We start from the raw sequence: 26518 nt of genomic DNA on the forward strand, positions 1-26518 counted from the left end.
CAAATATAGTCTATCGCTAGACTAGTCGTTAGGATTAAGGATTTGATCTATTCTTTCTGATGCATCCTGAAGATGATATCTTGTTAACGTATCTCCTGAACGGTACATCGAGTTTCTTATTTGTCTTTGTAGCGTTTGTAATTCACCTCTTACAATTGGGCGAATATCACTTTGCGCTACATTTACATTAGTTCTACTAATCCATCGGCGGTATTCGCTAGGGATCGCTTTTTGATCTTCTGTCATTAAATAAGCCATGCGATCGATATACGCTCTTTGAAGATTTCTGCGGTATCTGTCAATTTTTTGACCAGTATTTAGTTCGCTCCAGATTCCTTTACGTAAATCGTCCATCATTTCCAGAAGCGTATATGCTTCTTTCCCGTTTATTTCTTGGTTTTCTAGTAAACGTTGCATTCTTCCGAAGTCTAAAACATTAGAAAGTGTACTGCTTTGCATACCTCTAATCCTTTCGATATTTCCGTCGAATTCAATTTTATTAAAAATGTCCTGATCGATTAACCAATTAGGAGTTTCGAACAATTGTTCTTGTAAGAAATCCATTGCTCTTTCCTGCTTTTCTTTGGTAACATGCGTATAAACAGCACCTTCTTGATCGTAGGTTTTATACACTTCGTAGACACCACCAATATTAGCAGCTACGTGACCCATGTAGCGATTAAGCTGGCTAAGAACCTGCCCATAAAGCTCATCTAAATCTTCGTAATCTTTGCCATCTTCAGCAGTCCATTCTATTAATTTAGGAACAATACGCTTCAGGTTTTTGATACCGTATTCACTAGCTAGCATCGCATCGTCACCAAGATCTTCTGTTTGAGAAGAAGGATCTATTACTCCGCCACTTTGCTGACTTCCGAAGCGATATAAAGGATCACCTGCATGTTCTAAAATCCATTCGTCTAAAACAGGTTTTTCTTCTTTACCTTCTTTTTCTGGAATGGGTTTATAACCCCACATAATCGCGTACTTATCGTAAGGACCAATATTTGGCATTAAAGCAACATCACCATCACCTGGCTGAGCTACATAATTGAAACGTGCATAATCCATAATCGATGGTGCAGTTCCGTATTTTGCGGTGAATTCTGGATCACGTAAATCTTCAACTGCATAAGCCGGGCTACTACCCATATTGTGTGGAAGACCTAAAGTGTGACCAACTTCGTGAGAAGAAACGAAACGAATTAAGCGTCCCATAATCTCATCTTTAAATGCTACGCCGCGTGCTTCCTCATTAATTGCAGCCGTTTGTACAAAATACCAGTTTCTAAGTAAGGTCATTACGTTATGGTACCAGTTGATATCTGACTCCAAAATTTCTCCTGAACGTGGATCACTTACGTGAGGTCCATTCGCGTTAGGAATTGGTGAAGCTAAATAACGAACGGTTGAATACCGAACATCCTCTGGGCTCCAATTTGGATCTTCTTCTGCCGTAGGTGCTTCTTTAGCGATAATTGCATTTTTGAAACCGGCTTCTTCAAAAGCTACTTGCCAATCCTCGATACCTTGCTTAATGTAAGGAACCCATTTTTTTGGCGTTGCACGATCGATATAATAAACGATTTGCTTTTTAGGTTCAACCAGCTCACCGTTTTTAAATTTCTCCATGTCTTCCTCCTTAACCTCTAGTCTCCAACGGTCAAGATATTCGACGGTTTTACTTTTTTGAGCGTCTAAACCATAATCGGTCTGGCTTGTAGTAAACCATCCTACGCGCTCATCAAAATAACGACGCTCCATTGGCTCTTTTGGTAGAAGAATCATCGAGTTGCTGAATTCCAAAGAGATAGATCCGGTAGTTGAATTGGATGGAGGATTACCCGCGTTGTATGTTTTAATATGTCGAACTTCGATATTTTCAGGATAACTTCTTATGGTATCTATAAAAGAACGGCTATCGTCTAATCTTGAAACTTTGTATTGTTTACGGTATCTTTCGCCTAAACCTAAAGCCTGAACATCTTTTTTGTAAAGATCGGTAACTTCGATAATGGTAGATTTGTTTATAGAATCTTTACCAATAGTTTCAACATCAAAAGAACTTAAAATCGGCTCGAAATTAGAATTTACCACCGCTTCATGAACAGGAAGTGAATCTGCTGCGTAGATGTCATGAGAGACTACTCTTAGTAAAACCTGATCACCTTTCTTTTGCCAGCGGTGAACCTGAGTGTTTTGTTTACCACCACCAAATCCAATACCAGAAGCTGTTTTGGCGATTCTTGTTACAGTAAGCATTTCTCTATTGAAAAGGCTATCTGGAATCTCGTAGTAATACTTGTTTTTTACTTTGTGTACGGTAAAAAGACCTTTATCTGATTTTGCATCTTTAGTGATAACTTTTGCGTAAGGTTTTAATCCGTCTTTTGATTCTTCTTTTTGTGCATTTGCAGACTGATCTTTCTTGTTTTTCTGAAAAACAGCACAAGAGGCCATTAAAAAAGAAAGACCGACAGCACAAATTCTAATCGGTAATTTGTTAGTCATAAATTAGGTTTGAATTTTATTAAAGCTGAATAAACTATTTGAATGTGCTATACTGAATTATTCAACTTCCTTTTTAGGACTCATTTTTCTTAAAAAGGTTTAAAACGAAGTTAAGGAAAATGGAATTAGTGTTTTTTTCTAATCAAAAAAAAGGCTGCAAATTAATGTAGCCTTTCAAGTTTTTTTAAAATTAAAGGAAGCCTTATACAACGCTTATTTTCATTTCTTCATTTTCTTTAAAAACATTAATCATTTTATGTTTTCTAAGCGATTTTAATGCTTTGTCCCATTTTTTATTACTCAAACCAGATTTCTCTTTGATAAGATCCATATTATGGTTTTCGTCATCTTTCAGTAATTGGTAAACTGCTTTTTCTTCTTCAGTAAGTTCAACCTGTTTTTTCTCCGGCTTCATTTGTGGGAAAAATAATACTTCCTGAATAGATTGATTATTGGTTAAAAACATAATCAAACGATCCATCCCAATTCCTAATCCAGATGTTGGAGGCATACCATATTCTAAAGCACGTAAGAAATCCTGATCGATAAATTCGGTAGCTTCATCATCACCTTTTTCTGCTAAGCGTAATTGTTCTTCGAAACGCTCACGCTGATCGATAGGATCGTTAAGCTCTGAATACGCATTAGCGATTTCTTTACCACAAACCATAAGCTCGAAACGCTCGGTTAGTTCTGGATTCTCTCTATGTTCCTTACAAAGCGGACTCATTTCTTTTGGATAATCGGTAATAAAGGTTGGTTGGATGTAATTTCCTTCACATTTTTCGCCAAAAATCTCGTCGATAAGTTTTCCTTTGCCCATGGTTTCGTCTACCTCGATACCCATTTCTTTCGCAGCTTCGAATAATTCTGCTTCAGATTTACCGGTAATATCAAATCCTGTAAATTCAATAATAGCATCAGTCATGGTTACACGCTTGTATGGTGCTTTAAAATCAACTTTATGTTTTCCGAAGGTAGCTTCCGTAGTTCCATTAACAGCAATCGCGCAATGTTCCAAAAGTTTTTCGGTGAAATCCATCATCCAATTGTAGTCTTTATAAGCTACATAGATTTCCATTGCAGTAAATTCCGGATTGTGGGTTCTATCCATTCCTTCATTTCTGAAGTTTTTAGAAAATTCGTAAACGCCATCAAAACCACCAACAATTAAGCGCTTAAGATAAAGTTCGTTGGCGATTCTTAAATATAGCGGAATGTCTAGTGCATTATGATGAGTAATGAAAGGACGAGCTGCAGCACCACCAGGAATCGACTGAAGAATTGGAGTTTCAACCTCGAAATATCCAGATTCGTTAAAGAAATTACGCATTGCACTAAAAAGTTTAGTACGTTTTACGAATATCTCTTTTACTTTTGGATTCACTGCAAGATCTGCATAACGCTGGCGATAGCGATGCTCAGGATCTGTAAAGCCATCGTATGTATTTCCTTCTTTATCGGTTTTTGGCAATGGTAAAGGTCGAATCGATTTGCTAAGCAGGCTAAAGTCTTTTACCATCACGGTCATTTCGCCTACTTGAGTTTTAAATAATTCGCCTTCAATACCTATAAAATCACCTATATCCAGCAGCTTTTTGTATACATCGTTGTATAAGCTCTTATCTTCACCGGTACAAATTTCGTCGCGATTAAAGTAAACCTGAATCTTACCTTTAGAATCCTGTAATTCTGCGAAAGATGCTTTTCCCTGGATTCTTCGGGACATTAATCTACCCGCGATTACAACTTTTTTACCTTCTTCGAAATTTGCCTTAATATCGGCAGATGTGTGATCTAATGGAAATAAATCGGCTGGATAAGGATTAATCCCTTTCTCCCTTAATGTAGCCAGTTTTTCTCTTCTTACAATTTCCTGTTCAGATAGCTGCATGGTGTAATTTTAAAATTTAATGGCTTCCCCTTTTAAGAAGCAGCTGCAAATATAATGACAATCAGAGTACCAACCAATGATCTATTTAAGATTAGCTATGAATCTGAAGCAGAAATTATATCTTTGTTTTTGTTTTAGATAAAATCGAAATTATGAGTATTTGGCGTGTTATTTTGTCAATATTTTTTCCGCCTCTAGCGGTATTTGATAAGGGTTGTGGTTCTATTATTATAGTATTTCTTTTAACGCTATTAGGATGGATACCCGGAGTGATCGCCGCACTTATAATTTTAAATAATCCTAATAAATGATGACGATACCTCAAAACAAGAAGATTGAATTAAAAGAATTAGGATTTAAAGATTACAAAGATACCTGGGACTACCAAGAACAACTTTTTAAAGAAATTCTGGATATAAAGGTAAAGAACAGGAGGGAAGATATGCAGTTAGAAACGCCTAATTACCTGCTTTCTGTAGAGCATCCTCATGTATATACGTTGGGGAAAAGCGGAAAAATTTCTAATCTTCTTATTAACGAAGAGCAACTAAAAGAAAAAGGTGCTACTTTTTATAAAATCAATCGGGGAGGAGATATAACCTATCATGGCCCCGGCCAAATGGTGATCTATCCTATTCTAGACCTCGATAATTTTTTTACTGATATTCATAAATATTTGAGGTTTTTAGAAGAAGCTGTTATTCTTACTTTAAAGGACTACGGAATAAAAGCAGAACGAAGCCAAGGGGAAACAGGAGTTTGGTTAGATGTGGGTACACCATTTGCCAGAAAAATTTGTGCAATGGGCGTTCGTGCAAGCCGCTGGGTTACCATGCATGGGTTGGCATTAAACGTTAACGCTGATCTAGGTTATTTTGATAATATTGTTCCCTGCGGAATTAAAGAAAAAGCAGTAACATCTCTTAATGTCGAATTGGGTAAAAATCAGGTCGATATGGAAGAAGTGAAGCAAAAGTTTTTAAGGCATTTTCAGGAGTTGTTTGAGGCAGAGTTTTTTAAAATTTAAGCTCTAATTGCTCAGGCAAAAGTTTAAAACTTTTGCGGTGATATTTAGTGATTCCAAATTCTCTAATAGCTTCTCGATGCTCTTTTGTAGGATATCCTTTATTTTTTTTCCAGTTGTACATAGGGAACTCTTCATGGATTTTCTCCATATATTCATCCCGATGCGTTTTCGCTAGAATTGATGCTGCCGCAATGCTCAAATATTTATCATCACCCTTAATAATACATTCATAAGGTATATTCTTGAAGGGTTTAAATCTATTACCATCTACAATAATATGCTCTGGTAGCATTTTTAACTGCTCAATAGATTTATGCATAGCCAATATAGAAGCATTCAAAATATTAATTTCATCTATGGTTTCCATAAATATATGTGAAACTCCATAGGTACTACTTTCATTTTCTACTATTTTTCTCAGCGAAAAACGGTTTTTTAATGATAGTTTTTTAGAATCTCTCAAGATCTCATTTTTGAAAGATTCTGGTAGGATTACAGCAGCTGCTGTTACAGGACCTGCTATGCAACCTCTACCTGCTTCATCTGTACCGCATTCATATTCGTAATTTTTTAGGTGTCTTTTCAGGAGCATTATTAGCAATTTTTTTTTGAAATTATTTAACTGGATCCAAAGTCATATCATTTATTCCGGATATTTTATATGTTTTTCTTTTTTATACTTGGAATCTCAAATTTTGTGCATTAGGTAATTACAGTCTCAAAAAGTACTGTCGAAATTATTTTATTTAATTTTTATGTTAAAGTTACATTTTCGTTTTTCTTAAAGAACCATTAAATATTTGTAGGTTGTTTGAGATATTCGCATTTAGAGGCAATTTGAACTATTTTTTACTAATGAAAGTTTTTATTTATGCTTAAACGTTTTACTTCAAAGTGATTTGATTATTTTATTGAATTTTGTTAAGCTCGAAATTCTTATCATTTTTGCGGCTTGCTAATTCAAATTTAACAAAAATGAGTAAAAAATTACATGTTTTTTTAACACTAATAATGGTGTTAGGGGGGCAGCTTTTATTTGCGCAACAAAAAACCGTTGCTGGAAAAATTATTGATGAGAGCGGTCTTCCATTGCCTGGGGTAAACGTAATTGAGGAAGGTACTTCAAATGGAACCCAGACAGATTTTGATGGTGAGTACAAAATTAGAGTAGAGGAAGGTGTTACTTTAATTTTTAGTTATGTTGGTTTTACAACCAAGAAAATTGTTGTGGGAACAGACGATATATACAATTTAACGTTGAATACCGATTCTGCTGCCTTGGATGAAGTTCTTGTGGTTGCTTATGGTACAGCTACTAAAGAGTCTTTTACCGGTTCGGCAAGTACAATACAAGCTGAGCAATTGGATCAGAGGTCTCTTACTTCTCCACTATCAGCAATAGAAGGTAATGCTACAGGGGTTCAGTTTTTATCAGCATCTGGTCAACCCGGTTCTTCTCCTGGTATCGTCATAAGAGGGGTAGGGACACTAAATGGCGAAACTGATCCTTTGATAATTGTGGATGGTGTTCAGTTCGAAGGAGAGTTAAACGCCCTAAATCAAAATGATATTAAATCAATGACTGTTCTTAAAGATGCCGCCTCTACCTCACTTTACGGTTCTAGAGCCGCTAATGGTGTAGTTTTAATAACAACTAAAAGTGGTAAAGGCAATCAGGGACTACGTGTAAATATTGATTCTCAAATTGGTGTTATTAATAGAGCTATACCTCTTTATGATCAGGTGAATCCAGGAGAGTATTATGAACTTATGTGGCAAGGTTATAAAAACTCATTAGATGTGGAAAATCCTGCGGCTGAAGCTTCAGCGACCATATTTAACCGTTTAGGATATAATCCTTTTAATGTGCCAAATGATCAAATTGTTCTGGAAAATGGCCAAATTAATCCAGAGGCAGAAGTTATTGCTAAAGGCTTAGATTGGTATGATCCTTTAGAAAGAACAGGAGAAAGAATTTACAATTCTGTTGATGTTTCTGCTGGTGGCGAAAATCACAATGTATTTTTTTCTGTTTCCAACCTTAAAGAAGAAGGATATGTTGTGACTAGTGATTTTGAGAGAACTACTGCTAGACTTAAAGGAAATTTTACTCCTACAGACTGGTTAACATTAGGCGGAAATGTTAATATGGCACTTTCAGAATCAAATGGACCTTCTTCCAGAGGGTCTTCGATTGCAAATCCATTCGGTTTTGCGAAAAATATGGGATCGATATATCCTACTTATATAGTAGATCCTGAGACCGGTGATTACATTCGGGATTCAGCTGGAGAATTACAATTTGATAGAGGAGAAGGTTATCCTGATTATGGTATTCAATCTAGACCTACAAATGTAGGGAGGCATGCCATTGAAGAGGTTTTGTTGAATAATGAGAAAACCGAAACCAATAACTATGGGGTTCGTTTAAACGCAGGCTTTAAGGTTATTGATGGATTAAAGTTGGATATCTTATATGGTCAAGATGTGAACGACTATATTAATAAAGAATATAACAATAATTTAGTTGGAGATGGTGCGCCTGCTGGTAGATATAGTGAAACTAGATTTAGAAGAACAGTAGAGAACTTCAACCAAATTTTGAATTATAATAAATCTTTTGGAGATCATAGTTTTGATTTAACGTTAGGTCATGAAAGTTTTGATAGAACGTACTCAGAAACATATGGTTTTAAAAACACTCAGACAGCTGAGGGTATTTATGAATTTGATAATTTCTCTACGATTGCATCATTAAGTGGATATACTTCCGATAAGACTTTAGAAGGTTATTTTTCTAGACTCAACTATAATTTTAATGAAAGATATTATTTAAGTGCGTCAATTCGAAGAGACGGTTCTTCTGTATTTGACAAAGATGTTAGATGGGGAAATTTCTATTCTATTGGTGGTGCATGGAGAATCGATCAAGAAGATTTTATGTCTAATGTGAGTTTTGTTAATAATCTAAAACTTAGAGCATCATATGGCGAAGTTGGTAACGATGATCTGGATGATTATTACATTTCGCAACCAAGATATTCATTATTGCCGAATGCAGGTGATCCTGGGATTTTCTGGTCCGATTTAGGAAATAGTGCATTAACTTGGGAAACTATAGAAAGTTATGATGTTGCAGTAGAGTTTGGTCTATTTGATTACAGATTGAGTGGCTCTTTAGAATATTATAGAAGAAATTCTTCAGATCTTCTATACAATGTTCCTCTGCCAATATCTATGGGCTTAAATGAAGGTCCAGATAATATTGGTGATATGTATAATGAAGGATTTGAATTAGGTCTGGATGGTATCTTAGTTGATAATGATAACTTTAAATGGAATTTAGGGTTACAATTTTCTACTTATAAAAATGAAATAACTGCTTTACCAGATCCTTTTGTTACAGGATCTAAGAGATGGACGGAAGGTAGATCCAGATATGATTTCTTTTTGTATGATTATGCAGGTGTAGATCCAGAAAATGGAGATGCACTTTATTACTCTTACGAAGAAGATGCTGAAACGGGTGAGTATGTTGCGGTAATCAACGAGGAAGGAGAACATGTTACTTCAACAGATTATACTGAAGCTAATAGAACTTATGTTGGTGCTGAAGCTATACCAGATTTAATTGGTTCGATTAGAAATCAATTTAGTTATAAAGGATTTGATTTGAGTTTCTTGTTTACTTACCAAATAGGTGGTGAAATATTAGATTATGGTTATGCAAATATGATGCATGAAGGTGCTTATGGAGAATCACTGCATCCAGATGCTTTAAATGCTTGGAGAAATCCTGGAGATCAAACAGATGTGCCTAGGCTAGAAAATGGGAACACCAATCTGGCCCCGACTTTGTCATCTAGATGGTTAACTGATGCTTCATTCATTTCATTAAGAAATGTGAATTTATCTTATAATTTCAATAGTGGATTTATTGATACCATAGGTATGAGAAACCTGCGCTTGTTTGTATCTGCAGAGAATCTATTTTTGATATCTGAGCGCAAAGGTCTTAATCCACAATATAATTTATCAGGAACTCCAAGCGGAAATGATTATAATCCAAGTAGAGTTCTTTCTGCTGGTGTAAATATTTCCTTTTAAGAAAACTATAAAAGATACAATAATGAATATATTTAATAAATCTCGTTTTTCTTTATATCTATTGCTAATTGCTTTAAGTAGTGTTAGCTGTTCTGATGATTTTTTACAAAACTCTCCTACAGATGCAATATCTGCAGAAGATGCGCTGTCGAGTACAGACAATATGATGCTAATTTTAAATGGCTTACATAGACAGGTGTACTCTCAGGCTCAATTGCCTGGAGCAGAATCAAGCCGAAGCGGAGAAAGTCATTTTATACCTGCTTTGGATGCGATGGGAGGGAGTATTATACACTCTTCTCCAGGAAATGGCTGGATGACATCAGACCTGCAATGGTTAACGCATACTAATGCAACTTATACAACGGTTTATAATTTTTGGTATCAGCGCTATCATTTCATAGCTAGTTCTAATTCTATAATTAATAAAGTTTCTGCAGGTAATTTTGCCGAAACTCCTAAGCTAAATAATGTTTTAGGCCAAGCTTATGCTTATAGAGCATGGGCTTATCATAAGCTTGTTACTACCTTTGCTAAAGGTTATACAATTGGTAATCCATCTACAGACCTTGGTGTACCTATTGTTTTTTCTACTGAGGCTCCGTATGAAAGTGCACCACGTGCAACAGTTGAAGAAGTTTATGCTCAAATGGAACAGGATATCGACGCAGCGATTAATTATCTTGAAAATGCAAGCAACCCTGCAAATAAATCTCATATCTCTTTAAATGCGGCATACGGAATTAAAGCAAGAATTGCATTGTCGAAAGGAGATTGGCAAACAGCTGCTGAATCTGCTGCGTTGGCTAGGGACGGATATCCATTATTAAATGAGTCACAATGGTTGTCTGGCTTTAATACTGTTGATCTATCTGAAGTTATATGGGGAGGAAGAGTTATTGACAGTGAAACTAATTATTATCAATCTTATTTCTATTATATTTCTCCAACATTTAATGGTAGTCAAAATAGGAGTAATCCAAAGATCATAAATAGTGGATTATATGATATGATTCCTGAAACTGATTTTAGAAAGGAAGCTTGGTTGCCCTTAGCACCTAATACAAATCCTTCTGCTTCAAACGGACAAGGAGGAAGCTATGAGTCTGATCCAAATTATGATTCTGAAGAGGAATTTCAAAATGCAAAAGACGAAATTATAGCAAAATATGGAATGACTAGCGCGCACAATACTCATCCATATATGACAGTGAAATTCTTACAAAAAAATCCTGGTACAACAGATCCAGATGATGTAATTTATATGAGGGCTTCTGAAATGTATTTGATTGAGATCGAGGCGTTGGCTATGATGGATCAAACGAGCCAAGCTCAGCAACTGTTGCAAGAGTTTGGAGAATCTAGAGATTCTGATTACGATGCTTCGGTTTTTAATAGTCAGGACGAACTTATGGCAGAAGTGCAATTCCAAAGAAAGATAGAATTATGGGGAGAAGGATTTAGTTTCCATGATCACATTCGCTGGGATGAGCCTTTAGATTATAGCAATTCAGGCGCAGCTAAAGTGCTTTATCAAAATGGCTATTTCCAAGAACGACCATCGCAGAATGATGATTGGATTTGGAAAATTCCACAAGCCGAAATAGATGCTAATCCTTATATCACTTCCAGTGATCAAAATTAATTTGGATTAAATGATAGATTTAAAGGGTTGCTCTAAAAAAGCAACCTTTTTTAATTTATAGAGATGCTTTTGCATTTTGTTAAATTTAATACTGGTTAAGAATATCAAACGTTTTCATTGCTTTTGTGTTAAGAACTTTAGCTTATTTTTCATTGCTTCGTTATGAAAAATTAACAATTTTGTTAATTCATTTTGAAATTAAATAATGATGAAGAAAAATTTGAGTAGAATGCTAACACTGCTTATGGTGTTAGTGGTACAATTATCTATTGCGCAAGAGATATCCATCACCGGGACAGTAGTAGATGAAGATGGTTTACCATTGCCTGGTGTAAATGTAATTGAGGAAGGAACCAGTAATGGTGTTCAAACCGATTTTGATGGTAATTACAGCATTAAGGTTTCAGAAAATGCAACATTAACTTTTAGTTATGTTGGTTTTGCAACTCAAAACATTAAAGTTGGAATTAAATCTACAATAGATGTGACCATGGAAGTAGACGCGGCCGCACTAGAAGAGGTAGTTGTAACCGGTTATGGTAGAAAGAAAACAGTTAAAGAAACCAGTGCCGCATCTGTAGTTACTGCTAAAGCAATTGAAGATCGTCCAATAGCATCGGTAAACGACATGCTAAAGGGAAATTCTACGGGTGTCGTTGTTGCTGGGGGAAACGGTCAACCAGGAGCAAAGTCCTCAGTGCAAATTAGGGGTATAAGTTCTTTAAATGCAGGTACCAGTCCTTTGTATGTTATAGATGGAGTGCCGGTTATTTCAGGTGATTATACCCGAAATAGTACCAGTGCAGACGTGCTTTCCAATATAAATAATAATGATATAGAATCTATTTCTATTTTAAAAGATGCATCGGCTACCGCTTTATATGGAGCTAGAGCGGCAAATGGAGCAATACTTATAACTACGAAACAAGGAAAGTCCGGAGCCCCTAAATTTAATTTGAGTCTAGAAACTGGATTTAATGAAAAAGCAGTAGATGGTCCATCAACACTTAATTCATCACAATGGGCTGAAATAGTTAATGAAGGCTTGGTAAATTCTATGGGAGGTGCATACGATAATTATGTGCAAGAAGAATTGAATCCTAATAATATAAATAGCGATTGGGCAAACGCAGTAGAAAGAGGTTCAGCAATGCAACAGCAAGCTAACTTCTCTGTTACCGGAGGAACCGATAGGTTAAAATATTACACGTCTATAGGTTATTTTGATCAGGAAAGTATTATTAAAAATTCATTTTTTAATAGGACTTCAGGAAGGGTGAAAATCGATTATGAGTTAAGCGATAAGATCACAATTGGTCAAAACATTAGTGCTAGTTTTTCAAATATGAAAACTTTGGCTAATGGTGGTGGATTCTCAAACCCGATGTTGGCGAAATATTTTGCCCGACCTTCTGATCCTATTTATAATGAGAATGGATCTTTTTACATTGGAGATAATCCTGATAATCCGCGTTTATCGAATAATCTTTTTAATGTTCCTATGTTGTTGGAAAATAATTTTTCAAAGGCTAAGACTTTAAAATTACAGAGTATAACGGATTTTTCTTATGAAATTACAGATCATTTAACCTATACTTCTCGTTTATCTTTGGATAATACGGTAATAGAAGAAGATGAATATCAAAACCCTAGACATGGAGATGGATTCTCTGTTAATGGAAGGGCTTATGCTTATGATACGCGTGTTTTTAATTATGTATTTCAGAATACACTATCTTATGATTTTACATTAGAGGAAAATCATAACTTCAACATTCTTTTAGTTCAGGAAGCACAAAAAAATCAATATCGTGATGTTTCTGCTGCATCAGAAGGTTTTGGTAAAGAAGGTTTTTCTACAGTGTCTGTAGGTTCTAATAACTTAGAAGCCTTAGGTGAGAGACAACAATATACAAATGCAGCATATTTAATTAATCTTACTTACGATTACGATAGTAAATATTTCTTTGATGCTTCTTACAGAAGAGAAGGGAACTCTAATTTTGCTAAAAACAATAAATGGGGAGATTTTTACTCTGTAAGTTTAGCATGGGATATTGCTAAAGAAGAATTTTTGAGAAATTCTTCTTTAAGTCAGCTAAAAATACGCACTAGTTATGGTGAAGTAGGAAACGCATCTATTGGTTCAACTTCAAGTTTAGCTTATTTCAATTTTGGAGGCCAATATAATGGTCGTATACCATTGTACGTAGGTGGTGTTGCAAACCCAGATTTAACTTGGGAGAAAAATAAGCCATTCAATGTGGGAGTAGATTTCGGATTTTTGAATAATAGAATAACTGGTACTTTTGATTATTTCGTCAAAAAAACTGAAGATTTATTATATGCAATTCCACTTTCATTAACTAGTGGTGCGAATATCGAGCTTGAAGATGGTACAACTGAAGTTAGCCAGTTTACAAACGCAGGCTCTTTAGAAAATCGTGGTTTTGAAGCGAGTATCGGTGCACAGGTTTTTGATAATGATTTTAAGTGGAATACCCGATTAAACTTATCTTATGTGCAAAACGAGTTGTTAGATCTAGTAGAAAATGATGTGATTACCGGAACTAAAATACTTCGTGAAGGAGAAAGTATCAATACTTATTTCATCAGAAAATGGGCAGGTGTAGATCCTGCTAATGGTAACCCCCTTTGGTATGTAAACGGTAAAGGAGGAGAAACCACCAGCGATTATAATAAGGCTGAACGAGCTGTTCAGGGAAATTCGTTGCCTAATTATACAGGTGGTTTTAATAACTCTTTTAGCTATAAAGGTATTAGCCTTCAAAGTTTATTCACTTTTGCACTAGATTACAAAGTTTATGATAGCTGGGCTACTTATTTACAGAGTGGAGGAGTTTATGATCTAAATTATCCTGGTTATGCCAGTAACTTAGATAGATGGCAAGAACCAGGTGATATAGCAAAAAATCCAAGAACTGTGTATAATACAAACAACCAGAATAATGCTACTTCTACGCGTTATTTATATGATGGTGATTTTATTAGGTTAAGCAACCTACAAATTGGCTATGATTTAGCAAGGGTTCTAAATAACGATTTGTTTAATTCATTTATGGTATATGTTAGAGGTACTAATATCTATACACACAAATTCGATGATGATTTAGATTGGGATCCTGAAACCAGATCAAGTGGGATAATAAACCTGGATCTACCAGCCCTTAAAAGTTATACTATGGGAGTAAAATTATCATTTTAAAAAATATTACTATGAAAAGACAATTTTTAAAAATAATGATGCTATGCTTAGTAGTATCAATGGCATCATGTGGCGATGATTTTTTAGAAAATAAGCAGTTCTCAACCACACCACAGGAAGTTACTTCTGTAAAAGATTTAAACGCATTATTATATGGAGCTTTTATCGATGCTACAGATGTAACATACTATGGTAGAGATATGATAATTTATGGTGCAGTGAGAGGAGATATCGCTTATAACGATGGGGGATCAGGAAGATTTAGAGGTCCATCATATTATAATATGATTAGTACAGATGCATATGCCACTGATACTTTCACCCAAATGTATAAAATAATTGGAGAGCTTAATACCATTATTAATTCAGACTATACAAGTGTAGGTCAAGAGGATGAGATTAAAAATACCAAAGGTCAAGCTTATGTTTTTAGAGCCTTAGTATTTTTCGATCTCGTAAAGCTATATGGGCAAGAACATACTGGCGGAGACTTAGGAATACCTATTTTATTAGACTACGATCCTGTTTTAAAACCAGCTCGTGCTAGTTTAAACGAAACTTATAAACAGATAGAGTCAGATTTCGAAAAGGGAATATCGATGTTAGATGAAAGTGGAATTAATAATCCTGGAACCAAGGATTTAATAAATAAATATTCCGCAAAAGGTTTAGCATCTAGATATTTTTTATATCGAGGAACTAGCAATGCAATGCAAAAAGCATATAACTATACTTTAGATATCATAGAATCTGGTGTATATGCTGTGGCTAACGCCGATCAATATATAAATACTTTTTCTCAAGATTTATCCAATGCCAATTCTTTATTTGAACTTGCCATTGGTAATCAGGCACGTTTAGGAACTACATCAATTGCATATATGTATTCTGATGCCGGTTATGGAGATATTCACCCATTAGAAAATTTAGAAAGCAATTTTGATGAAAATGATGTACGATTAGAACTTTTTAGCGGTGATCATGTTGAACTAAAATATCCTTCAATTAGAGGTGATAATAGTATCAAAATTTTACGCTATGAAGAAATTTTGTTAACTAATGCTGAAGCAGTTTTAAGATTAAATAACGATAGTAGTAAAGCACTTGAATTGATAAATCAAATTGCTACGAATAGAGGTATTTCAGCATACACAGATATTACAATTGATGATGTCCTAGTAGAAAGAAAGAAGGAACTCTTCTTTGAAGGACAACGTTTTTTTGATATGTTGCGAACAAAGCAAAATATCCCAGTATGGTCACCAGATGGTACGCCAGAGCAGGTGGAGAACGAAGTAGAGAATGCTGAGAATAGAATTCTGATTTATGGGAATTCTTATGAATTAGCTTTTCCGATTCCTCAAAGAGAATTGGATATAAACTCGAAAATGGAACAAAACCCAGGATATTCAAGTTAACTTTTTAGCTAACTAAGCTAAAGCCCAAATTCGAAGAATTTGGGCTTTTTTTATGGCTAATTTTTAAATACGGGAAATAGAATTAAAATTATTGTGTACTAAGCTGATTACTTTGATCTAATTTTAGGAATTCCTAAAATAATATAGGGTTGTGTCGCCGATTTCATAAAAAATATCTTAGTGAAAAGATCTTTTTTAACATGATAAGAATTTTAATAGGATTTACTCTTTTTTATATAAATAGGGGGGGATTTCTGACTCAGGCTAATTCAAATTACTTAATATTAAAAAAACATTCTTTAGATTGCTGACAATTTTTATGATGCTGGTTGTGGAATTAGTTCTTTGCACAAGAAAAAACGATTACTGCTACCGTTGTAGATGGACTTACTCTGCGGGTGTTAACATAATTGAGAAAGGGACTTCCAATGGAGTTTAAACTAATTTTTTGATGGTAATTATGGGATTACAGTTGGAGAGCGTAGTATTTAACATTTAGTTATGTTGGTTTTGAAACGAGACAAATAACAGTTACATGTAAAAGCGAAAAAATATAACTTCATCAGTGGCTTTAAGCCAATTCGATGAGGTTGTTGTAATCTGTAAATGATATAAAAGAGTCCGATAAAAATGCAATAATTGCAGAAGCTAAAGGCGTAAGAGCACTAATGTATTTTGACTTAGTAAGAATGTTTGGTGACGTTCCTTTGCCACAGGAAAACGATTTGGTTTCAAATAATGGAGCTTCTGCTGCTAATGTTTTAAGATCTTCAGAACAAGAAGTTTACGATTATAATTTAGCTGATTTGCTAGACAATCAGGGTAATATAGCAGATAGTGATGTTTATCATTTTTCTAATGATGCTTTAAATGTATTGTTGGCAAAAGTTTATATGAACTAAGAAGATTATGAAAATGCAACTACAATTTTGTAGAGTGTTATAGGAGAATATTCTTTAGTAGGTGATTATTCATCTGTATTTTCTAATGGTTCCAATTCAGAAGCTATCTTTAGAGTGAATTACAGCATTGACGATCAAAATGGTTTAGCATTCTACTTTTATCCATCCTGTCTTGGGGGTAGAAGAGAAGTAGTTCCTTCTTCTAATCTATTAGATACTTTTGTAGATGGTGATAGTAGAATTAATCTTATTGCAAATGCAGATGATATTAGCTCAACATATATAGCAAAATATAATGATGTTTCAACAGAAACAGATTAGAGATATATTTATCGTTATGCAGAAGTAGAGTTGCTTAATGCTGAATTGTTAGCTAGAAATGGAGATTATGATACAGCATCAAGCTTTATTAATGATGTGCGTAACAGAGCAGGTTTGGATAAAGCTGAACTAAATTCATCTAATTTTATTACTTTAATTTCTAAAGAAAGAAGAGTAGAATTATTTGCAGAAGGTAAAAGATGGTATGATGCCAAATGTTTAGATATTTTAGAAGAAGTTGTTGAAAATAAGAACTTCATCTTTAAATGTGAATGGACAAATTTAGCCAATACCTCAAGCCGAGATTAATGCTAATAAAGAAATGTCTCAGGAAGATCAGAATCCAGGCTGTTAAATTATAATTATTTTGATTAGAAGCATTTCCGTAAGTCGGAATCAATGATAAAATATACTCTTCGCGATATTATATTATTTAAATTTGGAATAACAAGTCTATTCATTCTGTCATGATTTTTCTTTTTACGCCTAGACTTCAAACATTTTTAATAGATTCCGAGACTTGAGAAGTAATCTTTTCAATTAAATAGGCATCTTATCGGTTAACAGAAGCAAATTGATAAGCTCTACCTACTGTTTAATTAATTATTATTTAGAGTAGAAATATTTAAAGTAGAATTATGTTTAAGTTCTATGCTTTTAATCTAAAAATCATAAAAATGCCTATGGGCATTAAATTTTCAGTTTTTCAATTCATTTTTGTCATTATACTATTAGAATTCACTGTAAATAGTCAATTTACTAATTTTTGAATTGTAAAATACTTCATTTTTAACATATCCTTAAATAATATTGTAGCTATCAATATTTTAATAAAAAAGGTGTTTTAGTATTTTTTTTTAACTAAAAATGATTCACTAAAACGGTTTACTAGTAATTTTGGCAAAAAAAATGAGAAAATAAATATTAAAAACTTTGTTTATTAAGTTATTATTATGATTTTTGGCTCAGGCTAATTCAAATTAATTAATAATGAAAAAAACATTACATGGATTGCTGACACTTTTTATGGTGTTAGTCGTGCAATTAGTTTTTGCACAAGAAAAAACTGTTACTGGAACGGTGATAGATGAAGATGGTTTACCACTACCAGGGGTAAATGTTATTGAGAAAGGAACTAATAATGGTGTCCAAACTAACTTCGATGGTAATTATAGTATTGAGGTAGAACAAGGATCGGTGTTAGTTTTTAGTTACGTAGGTTTTGCATCTCAGGAACAAAAAGTTGGTTCAAAAAGTTCTATAGATATAACTTTATCAGTAGATGCAGCCGCTTTAGATGAAGTTGTAGTCATGGGATATGTTTCTAAAAGAAAAGACGACATGACTGGATCTTCTGTGCAGGTCGATGCTAATGTCTTACAGGAAACTACGGCTGCATCTATAGATCAGGCTTTACAAGGTAAGGTGGCAGGTCTGCAAATTAGTTCTACCTCAGGTACTCCAGGATCTACTCAAGATATTAGGATACGTGGTATTAGTTCAATAACCGCAGGTAATGAACCTTTATACGTTATCGATGGGGTGCCTGTTATAAATAGTAATGTTTCAGGAAGTGATGCTACGTCATCTATGTCTCCTCTTTCTAGTTTGAATACTAATGATATAGCTAGCGTAACTGTGTTGAAGGATGCTTCTGCTACTGCTGCGTATGGAGCTAGAGGAGCTAATGGGGTAATTGTAATAAATACAAAAAGAGGTAAATCTGGAAAAACAACAATAAGTGCAAGTTCTTATTATGGTTTTACAAATAATGCTATTGATGGTCCAGATCCCTTGACAGGAGCTGAAAGAGAAGAACTGTTTTATGAAGGTGTTTTAAATACTTACGGAGCAAGTCAAGGACTATCGACTATTCAAGATGCTATAGACTTTGATGCTAATGCTCTTGGTGATTATGCTGGATTTATCGCTTGGAATGAAGCTGGTAGACCAGAAGGTAATTGGGATAATTTGGTTACTAATGAAGATGCTCCCATGCAAGAGCATACAATTTCAGCTACTGGAGGTACAGATGATTATAATTTCTATACTTCTCTTGGGTATTATAAGCAGGAAGCTACCGTGATCGGATCGACTTTTGACCGTATTTCTGGGGCTTTAAATTTCACAAAAGATCTTTCTGATAGTTTCAGTTTCACATCTACTAATAATGTGGCTCATACATTTCAGGATGGTTTGCTTGAAGGAAGTGCTTATTTTTCATCTCCTCATGCAGCTAAATATTTTATGTCTCCTATAGATCAACCCTACAACGAGGATGGTACGTACAATTTGAACACATCGCTACCTAATCCTTTATATATTGCGGAAAATGATATTGATGAGTCTAGGTTAACCCGAATTTTATCCAATAATTCCATTAATTGGTATCTGCCGATTGAAGGCTTAAGTTTTACTTCCAGAATGTCTATAGATTATCAGGTTTATCGCTACAAAACCTATAATAATAGAGTCTCAGGCGACGGTGATGGAACAAATGGTTATGGATTTGAGGTCAGTAGGAATACAGCTACTTACGTTTTTCAAAACTCTTTTGATTATGCTCTGACATTAGATGATAATAGTTTTAATTTCAAATTGCTTCAGGAGTATCAAAAGTATAGAAGATCATATCTTTCTGCTGAAGCAGATAATTTTGCTACAGATGGATTGAGTAACCTAGCGGTAGCAGGGAATCCAACAGGAGCGAATTCGGAATTTACCGATTGGGCGGTAGCATCTTATATGTTAACTGGATCTTATAATTTTGATAATCGTTACGTTTTGAATGGAACTTATAGAAGAGAAGGGAATTCTAGGTTTGCTAGAGATAATAGATGGGGTGACTTTTGGTCTGTTGGTGCAGCATGGAATCTTCATAGAGAATCTTTTTTAAGTAATAGTGACGCAGTTAATAATCTAAAAATAAGGGCTTCGTATGGTAAAACAGGAAATGCTAACATTGATATAAATTTATATCAAGTTTTGTATAACTACGATGCAGATTATGCTGGTACGGGAGCAGGTTACCCTGCAGGATACGGTAATGCTGATTTGACCTGGGAAACTAGTAAAACATTTGATGCAGGTATTGATTTTGGTCTTTTCCAAAATAGATTATCGGGATCTTTAGCATATTATATAAGAAAATCTGATGATCTTTTACTTGACGAGCCACTTTCTATGACTTCAGGTTTTTCAAGTCAATATAGAAACGTAGGAAGAATGCAGAACAAAGGTTTCGAACTAGAATTAAGCGGTGATATTGTTAGGTCTAACGATTTTAATATTACAGTTAGTGGTAATTTAGCTACAGTAGAGAATGAGGTTTTAGAAGTTAGTACCGATTTTAATGGAGAGGAAATACCAGTAACTAGTGATTATAGTACATACGCTAGATCTCAATCTGGGTCTATTGTTAATGAGTGGTTTATGGCTAGTTGGGCTGGTGTAGATCCAGACACCGGTGTAGACACTTGGTATACAGATGAGTCTAGAGAAGAAACTACAACTAATTTTAATAATGCAGAAAGGGTTTATCAAGGAACTAGTGCATTACCTACTTTAACAGGAGGTATTAGTTTTCATGTTGATTTTAAAGGATTTTTCTTAGATGCTTCTGGATACTATGCTGGAGGTCATCAAATTTATGAAAGCTGGCACAGATACCTTAATCAGACGAACATCTATACTATAGGTGTTTATAATGGTTATGATGTCTTGATGAATAGATGGCAAAATCCAGGTGATCAAACTCGAGTAACTAAAGTTGAATTCGCGGGAGAACCTTGGAGATATAATTCTAAATTTTTATTTGATGGTGATTATTTCCGATTGAGAAACTTAACTGTAGGGTATGATTTTCAATCAAAAGTAGTAGAAAATATAGGCTTGTCTGGAGCGAGATTATATGTAAGAGGTATGAACCTTTATACTTGGGTTAAAGACGATTATTTATTACATGATCCCGAGGTGGATTATACTGGATTTACAAGTATAACAACTCCTCCAGTTAAATCAGTTGTATTAGGTGTGAATTTAAATTTCTAAAGAATTATGAAAAAAAATATAAAAAAATACTTTAAAGTTTTACTCCTTTCTTCTATGGTAGTTTCGACTTCTTGTATGAATGACGATTTGGAGCCAGCTTTGAGACAGCAAAAACAATCCGAAGAAGGAGTTCTGCTGGTTAGTGATATGGAAGTAATATTCAAAGGAGCTCTAAACAGGTTAACGTCTTCTGGTTATTATGGTCGTGATTATTTAGTAACTAATGAAGTTAGAACACCAAATACATTTTCTAATGGTAATTCTGGTAGATTCTCAACTGAGGCTGCCTTCGAATATCTGCCAAGTAGTACTTATATTTGGGATAATGCTTATGGGGTAATTGCGAATGCGAATATACTTATAGGTACAGATGTTTCTACTTTAGAGGGAGATTTAGATTATGGGCAGCATATTCAAGGTCAAGCTTATGCTATTAGAGCTTTGGCTCATTTGGATTTATTATTAACATATGGGCAGCAGAACGTAGGAGGTGATCTAGGTGTGCCTTATATAAAGGAATTTAAGGGAGATGATTTAATTCCAGCCAGAGAAACTGTGGATTCGAATGTGCAGGATATCATGGCTGACCTTCAGACTGCATTCGACTTGATGCTTGAAGATTATTACGATGAATCAAAGGAAACCGTTAATAAATATTTAGCCAAGGCCTTGGAGTCTAGAGTTGCTATATACTTTGAAATGTGGGCTGAAGCCCGAGACGCAGCAGAGATTGTGATAAATTCTGGTAATTTTTCAATCGTACCAGCTGAAGATTATGTTGCATCTTTCGGTCAGGATGGAGGTAGTAACTCAATATTTGAATTGGCATTTAGTCTTACTGATAATCCTGGAAGTGATGCACTAGAATTCATTTATAGAGGAGATACTTATGGTGATATTGAAGTAGCCCCTAATGTTATAGATTTGTATGAAGATGGTGATGTAAGAGCTGATATTCTTGGTTATGAAGGAGATCAACTCAGAAATATTGGTAAATATCCTGATCGCGAAGCTAATGTTATTGTCATTAGGTATGAAGAGGTTGTTCTAAATTATGCTGAAGCACTTTTTGAGTTGGGTCAAAATGAATTAGCTTTGGATTATTTGAATATGATTCCTGAATCTAGAAATGCTGACAGTTATTCTGAAATAACAAAGACTAATTTGATAGAAGAAAGAAGAGAGGAGTTAATATTTGAAGGTTTATATTATTGGGATTTATTGAGAACTGAAAGTGATATTGAGAAAATAGATCTTGAACAAAACATTTCAGAAACTATCCTTTATGGGGATTTTAGATTAGCTTATCCTATCCCTTTGGATGAATTAGATGCCAACTCTAACATGGTGCAAAATCCAGGTTATGGTAGCTAGGGTATTTTAATTAATAATATTTCACAAAAACCACCCAATTTGGGTGGTTTTTTTGTTTTTATACCAAATCCTGAATAGTAGCGTTATTTTTATATTTTTGTTGGATAAATTTTAGAATGAAGAAAGTACTCCTTTTAATTACGATTTTTAATTTTAGTTTTTTTTGTCATGCTCAGGAGCAAAAGCTGCCAAATAGAGGAGCTAAAGGCGAAGCAAAAGATTCTGTAGCAGAGCCCACTATCGATCTATTCAAAATAATTTCAGTAGAAAACGATACAACGCAGGTTGATACTTCGCTTACTATTCAAAAAGATTACAAATTTAACTATCTCAGAAAGGATTTGTTTGGTTTACTTCCTTTTGCAAATACGGGACAAACATATAATGCGCTAACCGAGTTTCGAGATTTCAATACTATAAAACCTAAATTCGGAGCCAGAGCGCGTCATTATAATTTTATGGAACCACAAGATATTAACTATTATCATGTTCCTACTCCGTTAACAGAGTTGTATTTTAAAACCGTGCCAGAACAAGGGCAACAACTCGATGCTTTTTTTACAGTAAATACTTCTGAGCGTTTAAATTTTAGTGTTGCTTACAAAGGCGTTAGGGCACTCGGGAAGTTTAGACACATGCTTACAAGTACAGGTAATTTCAGAACCACATTAAATTATCAGACTAAAGATAGAAAGTATAGGGCTAAAGCTCATTTTGTTAGTCAGGATTTAATGAATGAAGAAAATGGAGGTTTAACCGATGATGCTCTTCAATCTTATGTAAGTAAAGAAGAGGAATTTGAGGATAGATCTGTTTTAGATGTTAATTTTGAAAATGCAGAAAGTACTTTATATGGTAAAGGCTTTTTTCTGTATCATCAATATTACTTAAATGGAGCTCAAGACAGTATAGATAATAAACTATATTTTAGCCATCGATTGGATTATAGTTATAAGAAATTTCAATATCTCCAATCTAACGCTGCTAACAGTTTTTTTGGATCATCATTTCAAAGTACAGGCTTAAGAGATGAAGTGAGATATGAGAATTTTTCAAATACAGTTGCTGTCAATTTCGATAATTCAGTTTTAGGTAAAATATCAGGTAGGGCTGGTTTTTCATCATTGGATTATTGGTACGAATCTGTTTTTGTTGGTGAAGATGGGGTTGTTGGCGATCGTTTAGATGGGCAGTTGCTAGAAGTAGGTGGGAGTTATGACAATTATTTAGGAGGTTTTAACCTTCATGGTGATATAGCATTTACTTTCGGTGATAATTTTTCAGGAAATCATATTATAGCTTCCGCTGGATATCAAATAGATCCATTTAATTTTCTAAACTTCGGGCTCAAGCAAACGAGTAGGGCTCCCAATCTTAACTTTTTGCTGTATCAGAGTAATTATATTAATTATAACTGGCAGCATGCTTATGATAACGAAAATGCCCAAAGTCTGTTCTTTGAACTTTCTGCGAAAAGAATAGCTAATTTTAGCGGTGAGATTACTCAAATTCAGAATTACACTTATTTTGGAAGGAATGGGGAAGGGGCAATCAAACCTTTTCAATCAGGAAGCGATGTGCGTTATGTGAAGCTCAAAGCCCAACGGGAGTTTAGGTTTGGGAAATTTGCTCTGGATAATACCATTTTGTATCAAAAGGTCTCCGATGGTGGCGATGTATTTAATGTCCCCGAGCTGCTTACTCGAAATTCGCTTTATTATAAGGATTTTTGGTTCGATAAAGCGCTGTATTTACAGACCGGCTTTACATTTAATTATTTTTCTTCTTACCAAATGGATGGGTATGATCCTGTTTTAGCGGAATTCTATGTGCAAAACGAATCGAATTACGGAGCTTATCCATTAGTAGATTTCTTTTTCAACGGTAAAGTGGACCAGGCCAGAATATTTTTCAAGCTCGAGAATCTAAATTTTGCGCTTAATGGCAATAATAATTTTTCTGCCCCGCGATATCCGCACAATGATTTTATGATCCGCTTTGGTATTGTTTGGAACTTTTTTCTTTAATTTCTTCGGAAGAAGGGCTGCGTTTTTCGCATAAAATCTGTTATTTCTAAATTGTTAATCTAATGTTAAGTGGTTTTACGTCTGAAATGACTGAAAAAGGACTTGAATTGATACGATTTCATCAAAAATAGGAAGAATTTTAGAAAGCCTTGTGTAATCAAAAAAGGGTATTATATTTGCACCCGCTTAGCGCCGGAGTGGTTGGTTGCGAGGGCGGATGTTCATTGAGAGGATACTGAAAAAGGAGCTTAAAAAAAACTTAAAAAAAGTTTTGGTGTTTAAAGAAAAAGGGTTGTATATTTGCAGCCGCTTTAACGGCGAGGTTCTTTGGAGGTAGCGTTTAAAAATACAGAAAAATAATTTTTATTTTTTCTTGTGAGTTTAAAAATTAGTTGTAGATTTGCAACCGCTTTCAGAGAAAGCGACACGGTTCTTAACACGCTGAATAACTAAGAAATACCGATTGGGGTTTGGTTAAGGTTCGAGTCCTTAATTTCTATCGAAGGGAAGTAATTCCCGGACTTTTAAATGAGTTCATTGACATATTGAATTGACAAACGACATTTTTTAATAGTACTGTATGGTATTATAAAAAAAATGGAAGTGTAGAATTAAGAATTAAGACTAGAGAGTCGTCTTTTGAGCTTTAAACTTCTTATTTATATAAGAACGCAAACTTAAGATTTGATTGTTACATATTAATGAAACAACGATGAAGAGTTTGATCCTGGCTCAGGATGAACGCTAGCGGCAGGCTTAACACATGCAAGTCGAGGGGTAACAGGGGAAAGCTTGCTTTTCTGCTGACGACCGGCGCACGGGTGCGTAACGCGTATGCAATCTACCTCTTACTGAGGGATAGCCCATGGAAACGTGGATTAATACCTCATAGTATTATGAATTAGCATTGATTTGTAATTAAAGGTTACGGTAAGAGATGAGCATGCGTCCTATTAGCTAGATGGTAAGGTAACGGCTTACCATGGCAACGATAGGTAGGGGTCCTGAGAGGGAGATCCCCCACACTGGTACTGAGACACGGACCAGACTCCTACGGGAGGCAGCAGTGAGGAATATTGGACAATGGGCGAGAGCCTGATCCAGCCATGCCGCGTGCAGGAAGACTGCCCTATGGGTTGTAAACTGCTTTTACAGAGGAAGAAACCCCTTTACGTGTAAAGGGCTGACGGTACTCTGCGAATAAGGATCGGCTAACTCCGTGCCAGCAGCCGCGGTAATACGGAGGATCCAAGCGTTATCCGGAATCATTGGGTTTAAAGGGTCCGTAGGCGGATTTATAAGTCAGTGGTGAAAGTCTTCCGCTTAACGGGAGAACTGCCATTGATACTGTAGATCTTGAATTATTATGAAGTGGTTAGAATGTGTAGTGTAGCGGTGAAATGCATAGATATTACACAGAATACCGATTGCGAAGGCAGATCACTAATAATATATTGACGCTGATGGACGAAAGCGTAGGTAGCGAACAGGATTAGATACCCTGGTAGTCTACGCCGTAAACGATGGTTACTAGCTGTCCGGCCCAATTGAGGGCTGGGTGGTTAAGCGAAAGTGATAAGTAACCCACCTGGGGAGTACGTTCGCAAGAATGAAACTCAAAGGAATTGACGGGGGCCCGCACAAGCGGTGGAGCATGTGGTTTAATTCGATGATACGCGAGGAACCTTACCAGGGCTTAAATGCAGTCTGACGTATTTGGAAACAGATATTTCTTCGGACAGATTGCAAGGTGCTGCATGGTTGTCGTCAGCTCGTGCCGTGAGGTGTCAGGTTAAGTCCTATAACGAGCGCAACCCCTGTGGTTAGTTGCCAGCACGTAATGGTGGGAACTCTAGCCAGACTGCCGGTGCAAACCGTGAGGAAGGTGGGGATGACGTCAAATCATCACGGCCCTTACGTCCTGGGCCACACACGTGCTACAATGGTAGGGACAGAGAGCAGCCACTTCGCGAGAAGGAGCGAATCTATAAACCCTATCACAGTTCGGATCGTAGT

Annotated in this window: 15 protein-coding genes and 1 rRNA gene (1 of these 16 only partly in view); 13 read left to right on the forward strand and 3 right to left on the reverse strand. The window is 35.3% G+C overall.

The window, feature by feature from the left end; genetic code table 11:
* Positions 1–21: 21 nt before the first annotated feature.
* Both PBT91_RS02210 and lysS read right to left on the reverse strand, forming a co-directional pair.
* Positions 22–2511 (reverse strand): zinc-dependent metalloprotease, encoded by a 2490-nt coding sequence (locus PBT91_RS02210; RefSeq protein WP_270060181.1) that lies wholly within the window; start codon positions 2509–2511, stop codon positions 22–24.
* A 202-nt stretch (positions 2512–2713) separates the two neighbouring features.
* On the reverse strand, positions 2714–4405 hold the full coding sequence (gene lysS, locus PBT91_RS02215) for a lysine--tRNA ligase (protein ID WP_270060182.1): 1692 nt from the start codon (positions 4403–4405) through the stop codon (positions 2714–2716).
* A 152-nt stretch (positions 4406–4557) separates the two neighbouring features.
* Between lysS and PBT91_RS02220 the strand changes: the two genes are divergently transcribed.
* A complete protein-coding gene (locus PBT91_RS02220) occupies positions 4558–4716 on the forward strand; it encodes a YqaE/Pmp3 family membrane protein (protein WP_270060183.1) in 159 nt (52 codons plus the stop codon).
* Complete coding sequence (lipB, locus tag PBT91_RS02225; protein WP_270060184.1) at positions 4713–5432, forward strand: lipoyl(octanoyl) transferase LipB; 720 nt, start codon at positions 4713–4715, stop codon at positions 5430–5432. Before PBT91_RS02220 ends, lipB begins: the two co-directional genes overlap by 4 nt.
* On the opposite strand, the gene PBT91_RS02230 is transcribed toward lipB, so the two are convergent.
* Complete coding sequence (locus tag PBT91_RS02230; RefSeq protein WP_270060185.1) at positions 5422–6024, reverse strand: ribonuclease HII; 603 nt, start codon at positions 6022–6024, stop codon at positions 5422–5424. The two genes, lipB and PBT91_RS02230, sit on opposite strands and share 11 nt — an antisense overlap.
* 383 nt (positions 6025–6407) lie before the next feature.
* Between PBT91_RS02230 and PBT91_RS02235 the strand changes: the two genes are divergently transcribed.
* From PBT91_RS02235 to PBT91_RS02285, 11 genes are all read left to right on the forward strand, one after another.
* Entirely contained in the window at positions 6408–9539 is a 3132-nt protein-coding gene (locus PBT91_RS02235) for a SusC/RagA family TonB-linked outer membrane protein (protein WP_270060186.1), read from the forward strand.
* Positions 9540–9561: 22 nt separating this feature from the next.
* Complete coding sequence (locus PBT91_RS02240) at positions 9562–11184, forward strand: RagB/SusD family nutrient uptake outer membrane protein (protein WP_270060187.1); 1623 nt, start codon at positions 9562–9564, stop codon at positions 11182–11184.
* Positions 11185–11389: 205 nt separating this feature from the next.
* Positions 11390–14410, forward strand: coding sequence for a SusC/RagA family TonB-linked outer membrane protein (locus PBT91_RS02245; protein ID WP_270060188.1), 3021 nt, complete (start codon positions 11390–11392; stop codon positions 14408–14410).
* 11 nt (positions 14411–14421) lie between these two features.
* Complete coding sequence (locus PBT91_RS02250; RefSeq protein ID WP_270060189.1) at positions 14422–15828, forward strand: RagB/SusD family nutrient uptake outer membrane protein; 1407 nt, start codon at positions 14422–14424, stop codon at positions 15826–15828.
* Positions 15829–16496: 668 nt separating this feature from the next.
* Positions 16497–16730: a RagB/SusD family nutrient uptake outer membrane protein gene (locus PBT91_RS02255; RefSeq protein ID WP_270060190.1), complete on the forward strand. Its 234-nt coding sequence runs from the start codon at positions 16497–16499 to the stop codon at positions 16728–16730.
* 114 nt (positions 16731–16844) lie between these two features.
* On the forward strand, positions 16845–17051 hold the full coding sequence (locus tag PBT91_RS02260; RefSeq protein ID WP_270060191.1) for a hypothetical protein: 207 nt from the start codon (positions 16845–16847) through the stop codon (positions 17049–17051).
* 30 nt (positions 17052–17081) lie between these two features.
* Positions 17082–17360, forward strand: a complete 279-nt coding sequence (locus tag PBT91_RS02265; RefSeq protein WP_270060192.1) for a RagB/SusD family nutrient uptake outer membrane protein — start codon at positions 17082–17084, stop codon at positions 17358–17360.
* Positions 17361–18041: 681 nt separating this feature from the next.
* Positions 18042–21101 (forward strand): SusC/RagA family TonB-linked outer membrane protein, encoded by a 3060-nt coding sequence (locus PBT91_RS02270; RefSeq protein WP_270060193.1) that lies wholly within the window; start codon positions 18042–18044, stop codon positions 21099–21101.
* A 54-nt stretch (positions 21102–21155) separates the two neighbouring features.
* A complete protein-coding gene (locus PBT91_RS02275; protein ID WP_270060194.1) occupies positions 21156–22475 on the forward strand; it encodes a RagB/SusD family nutrient uptake outer membrane protein in 1320 nt (439 codons plus the stop codon).
* Positions 22476–22591: 116 nt separating this feature from the next.
* A complete protein-coding gene (locus PBT91_RS02280) occupies positions 22592–24502 on the forward strand; it encodes a putative porin (protein ID WP_270060195.1) in 1911 nt (636 codons plus the stop codon).
* A 709-nt stretch (positions 24503–25211) separates the two neighbouring features.
* A 16S ribosomal RNA gene (locus tag PBT91_RS02285) occupies positions 25212–26518 on the forward strand; it runs 221 nt beyond the window's last position.

Origin of the sequence: Zunongwangia sp. HGR-M22, assembly GCF_027594425.1 — a bacterium.
In the GTDB taxonomy this organism is placed as follows: domain Bacteria; phylum Bacteroidota; class Bacteroidia; order Flavobacteriales; family Flavobacteriaceae; genus Zunongwangia.

Excerpts from the sequence above, each read along its gene's own strand:
- PBT91_RS02240 (WP_270060187.1), top strand. The coding sequence starts at position 9,562 with ATGAATATATTTAATAAATCTCGTTTTTCTTTATATCTATTGCTAATT.
- PBT91_RS02280 (WP_270060195.1), top strand. The coding sequence starts at position 22,592 with ATGAAGAAAGTACTCCTTTTAATTACGATTTTTAATTTTAGTTTTTTT.
- PBT91_RS02220 (WP_270060183.1), top strand. The coding sequence starts at position 4,558 with ATGAGTATTTGGCGTGTTATTTTGTCAATATTTTTTCCGCCTCTAGCG.
- PBT91_RS02230 (WP_270060185.1), bottom strand. The coding sequence starts at position 6,024 with ATGCTCCTGAAAAGACACCTAAAAAATTACGAATATGAATGCGGTACA.
- PBT91_RS02210 (WP_270060181.1), bottom strand. The coding sequence starts at position 2,511 with ATGACTAACAAATTACCGATTAGAATTTGTGCTGTCGGTCTTTCTTTT.
- PBT91_RS02235 (WP_270060186.1), top strand. The coding sequence starts at position 6,408 with ATGAGTAAAAAATTACATGTTTTTTTAACACTAATAATGGTGTTAGGG.
- PBT91_RS02270 (WP_270060193.1), top strand. The coding sequence starts at position 18,042 with ATGAAAAAAACATTACATGGATTGCTGACACTTTTTATGGTGTTAGTC.
- PBT91_RS02275 (WP_270060194.1), top strand. The coding sequence starts at position 21,156 with ATGGTAGTTTCGACTTCTTGTATGAATGACGATTTGGAGCCAGCTTTG.
- PBT91_RS02250 (WP_270060189.1), top strand. The coding sequence starts at position 14,422 with ATGAAAAGACAATTTTTAAAAATAATGATGCTATGCTTAGTAGTATCA.
- lipB (WP_270060184.1), top strand. The coding sequence starts at position 4,713 with ATGATGACGATACCTCAAAACAAGAAGATTGAATTAAAAGAATTAGGA.
- PBT91_RS02245 (WP_270060188.1), top strand. The coding sequence starts at position 11,390 with ATGATGAAGAAAAATTTGAGTAGAATGCTAACACTGCTTATGGTGTTA.
- lysS (WP_270060182.1), bottom strand. The coding sequence starts at position 4,405 with ATGCAGCTATCTGAACAGGAAATTGTAAGAAGAGAAAAACTGGCTACA.
- PBT91_RS02255 (WP_270060190.1), top strand. The coding sequence starts at position 16,497 with ATGTATTTTGACTTAGTAAGAATGTTTGGTGACGTTCCTTTGCCACAG.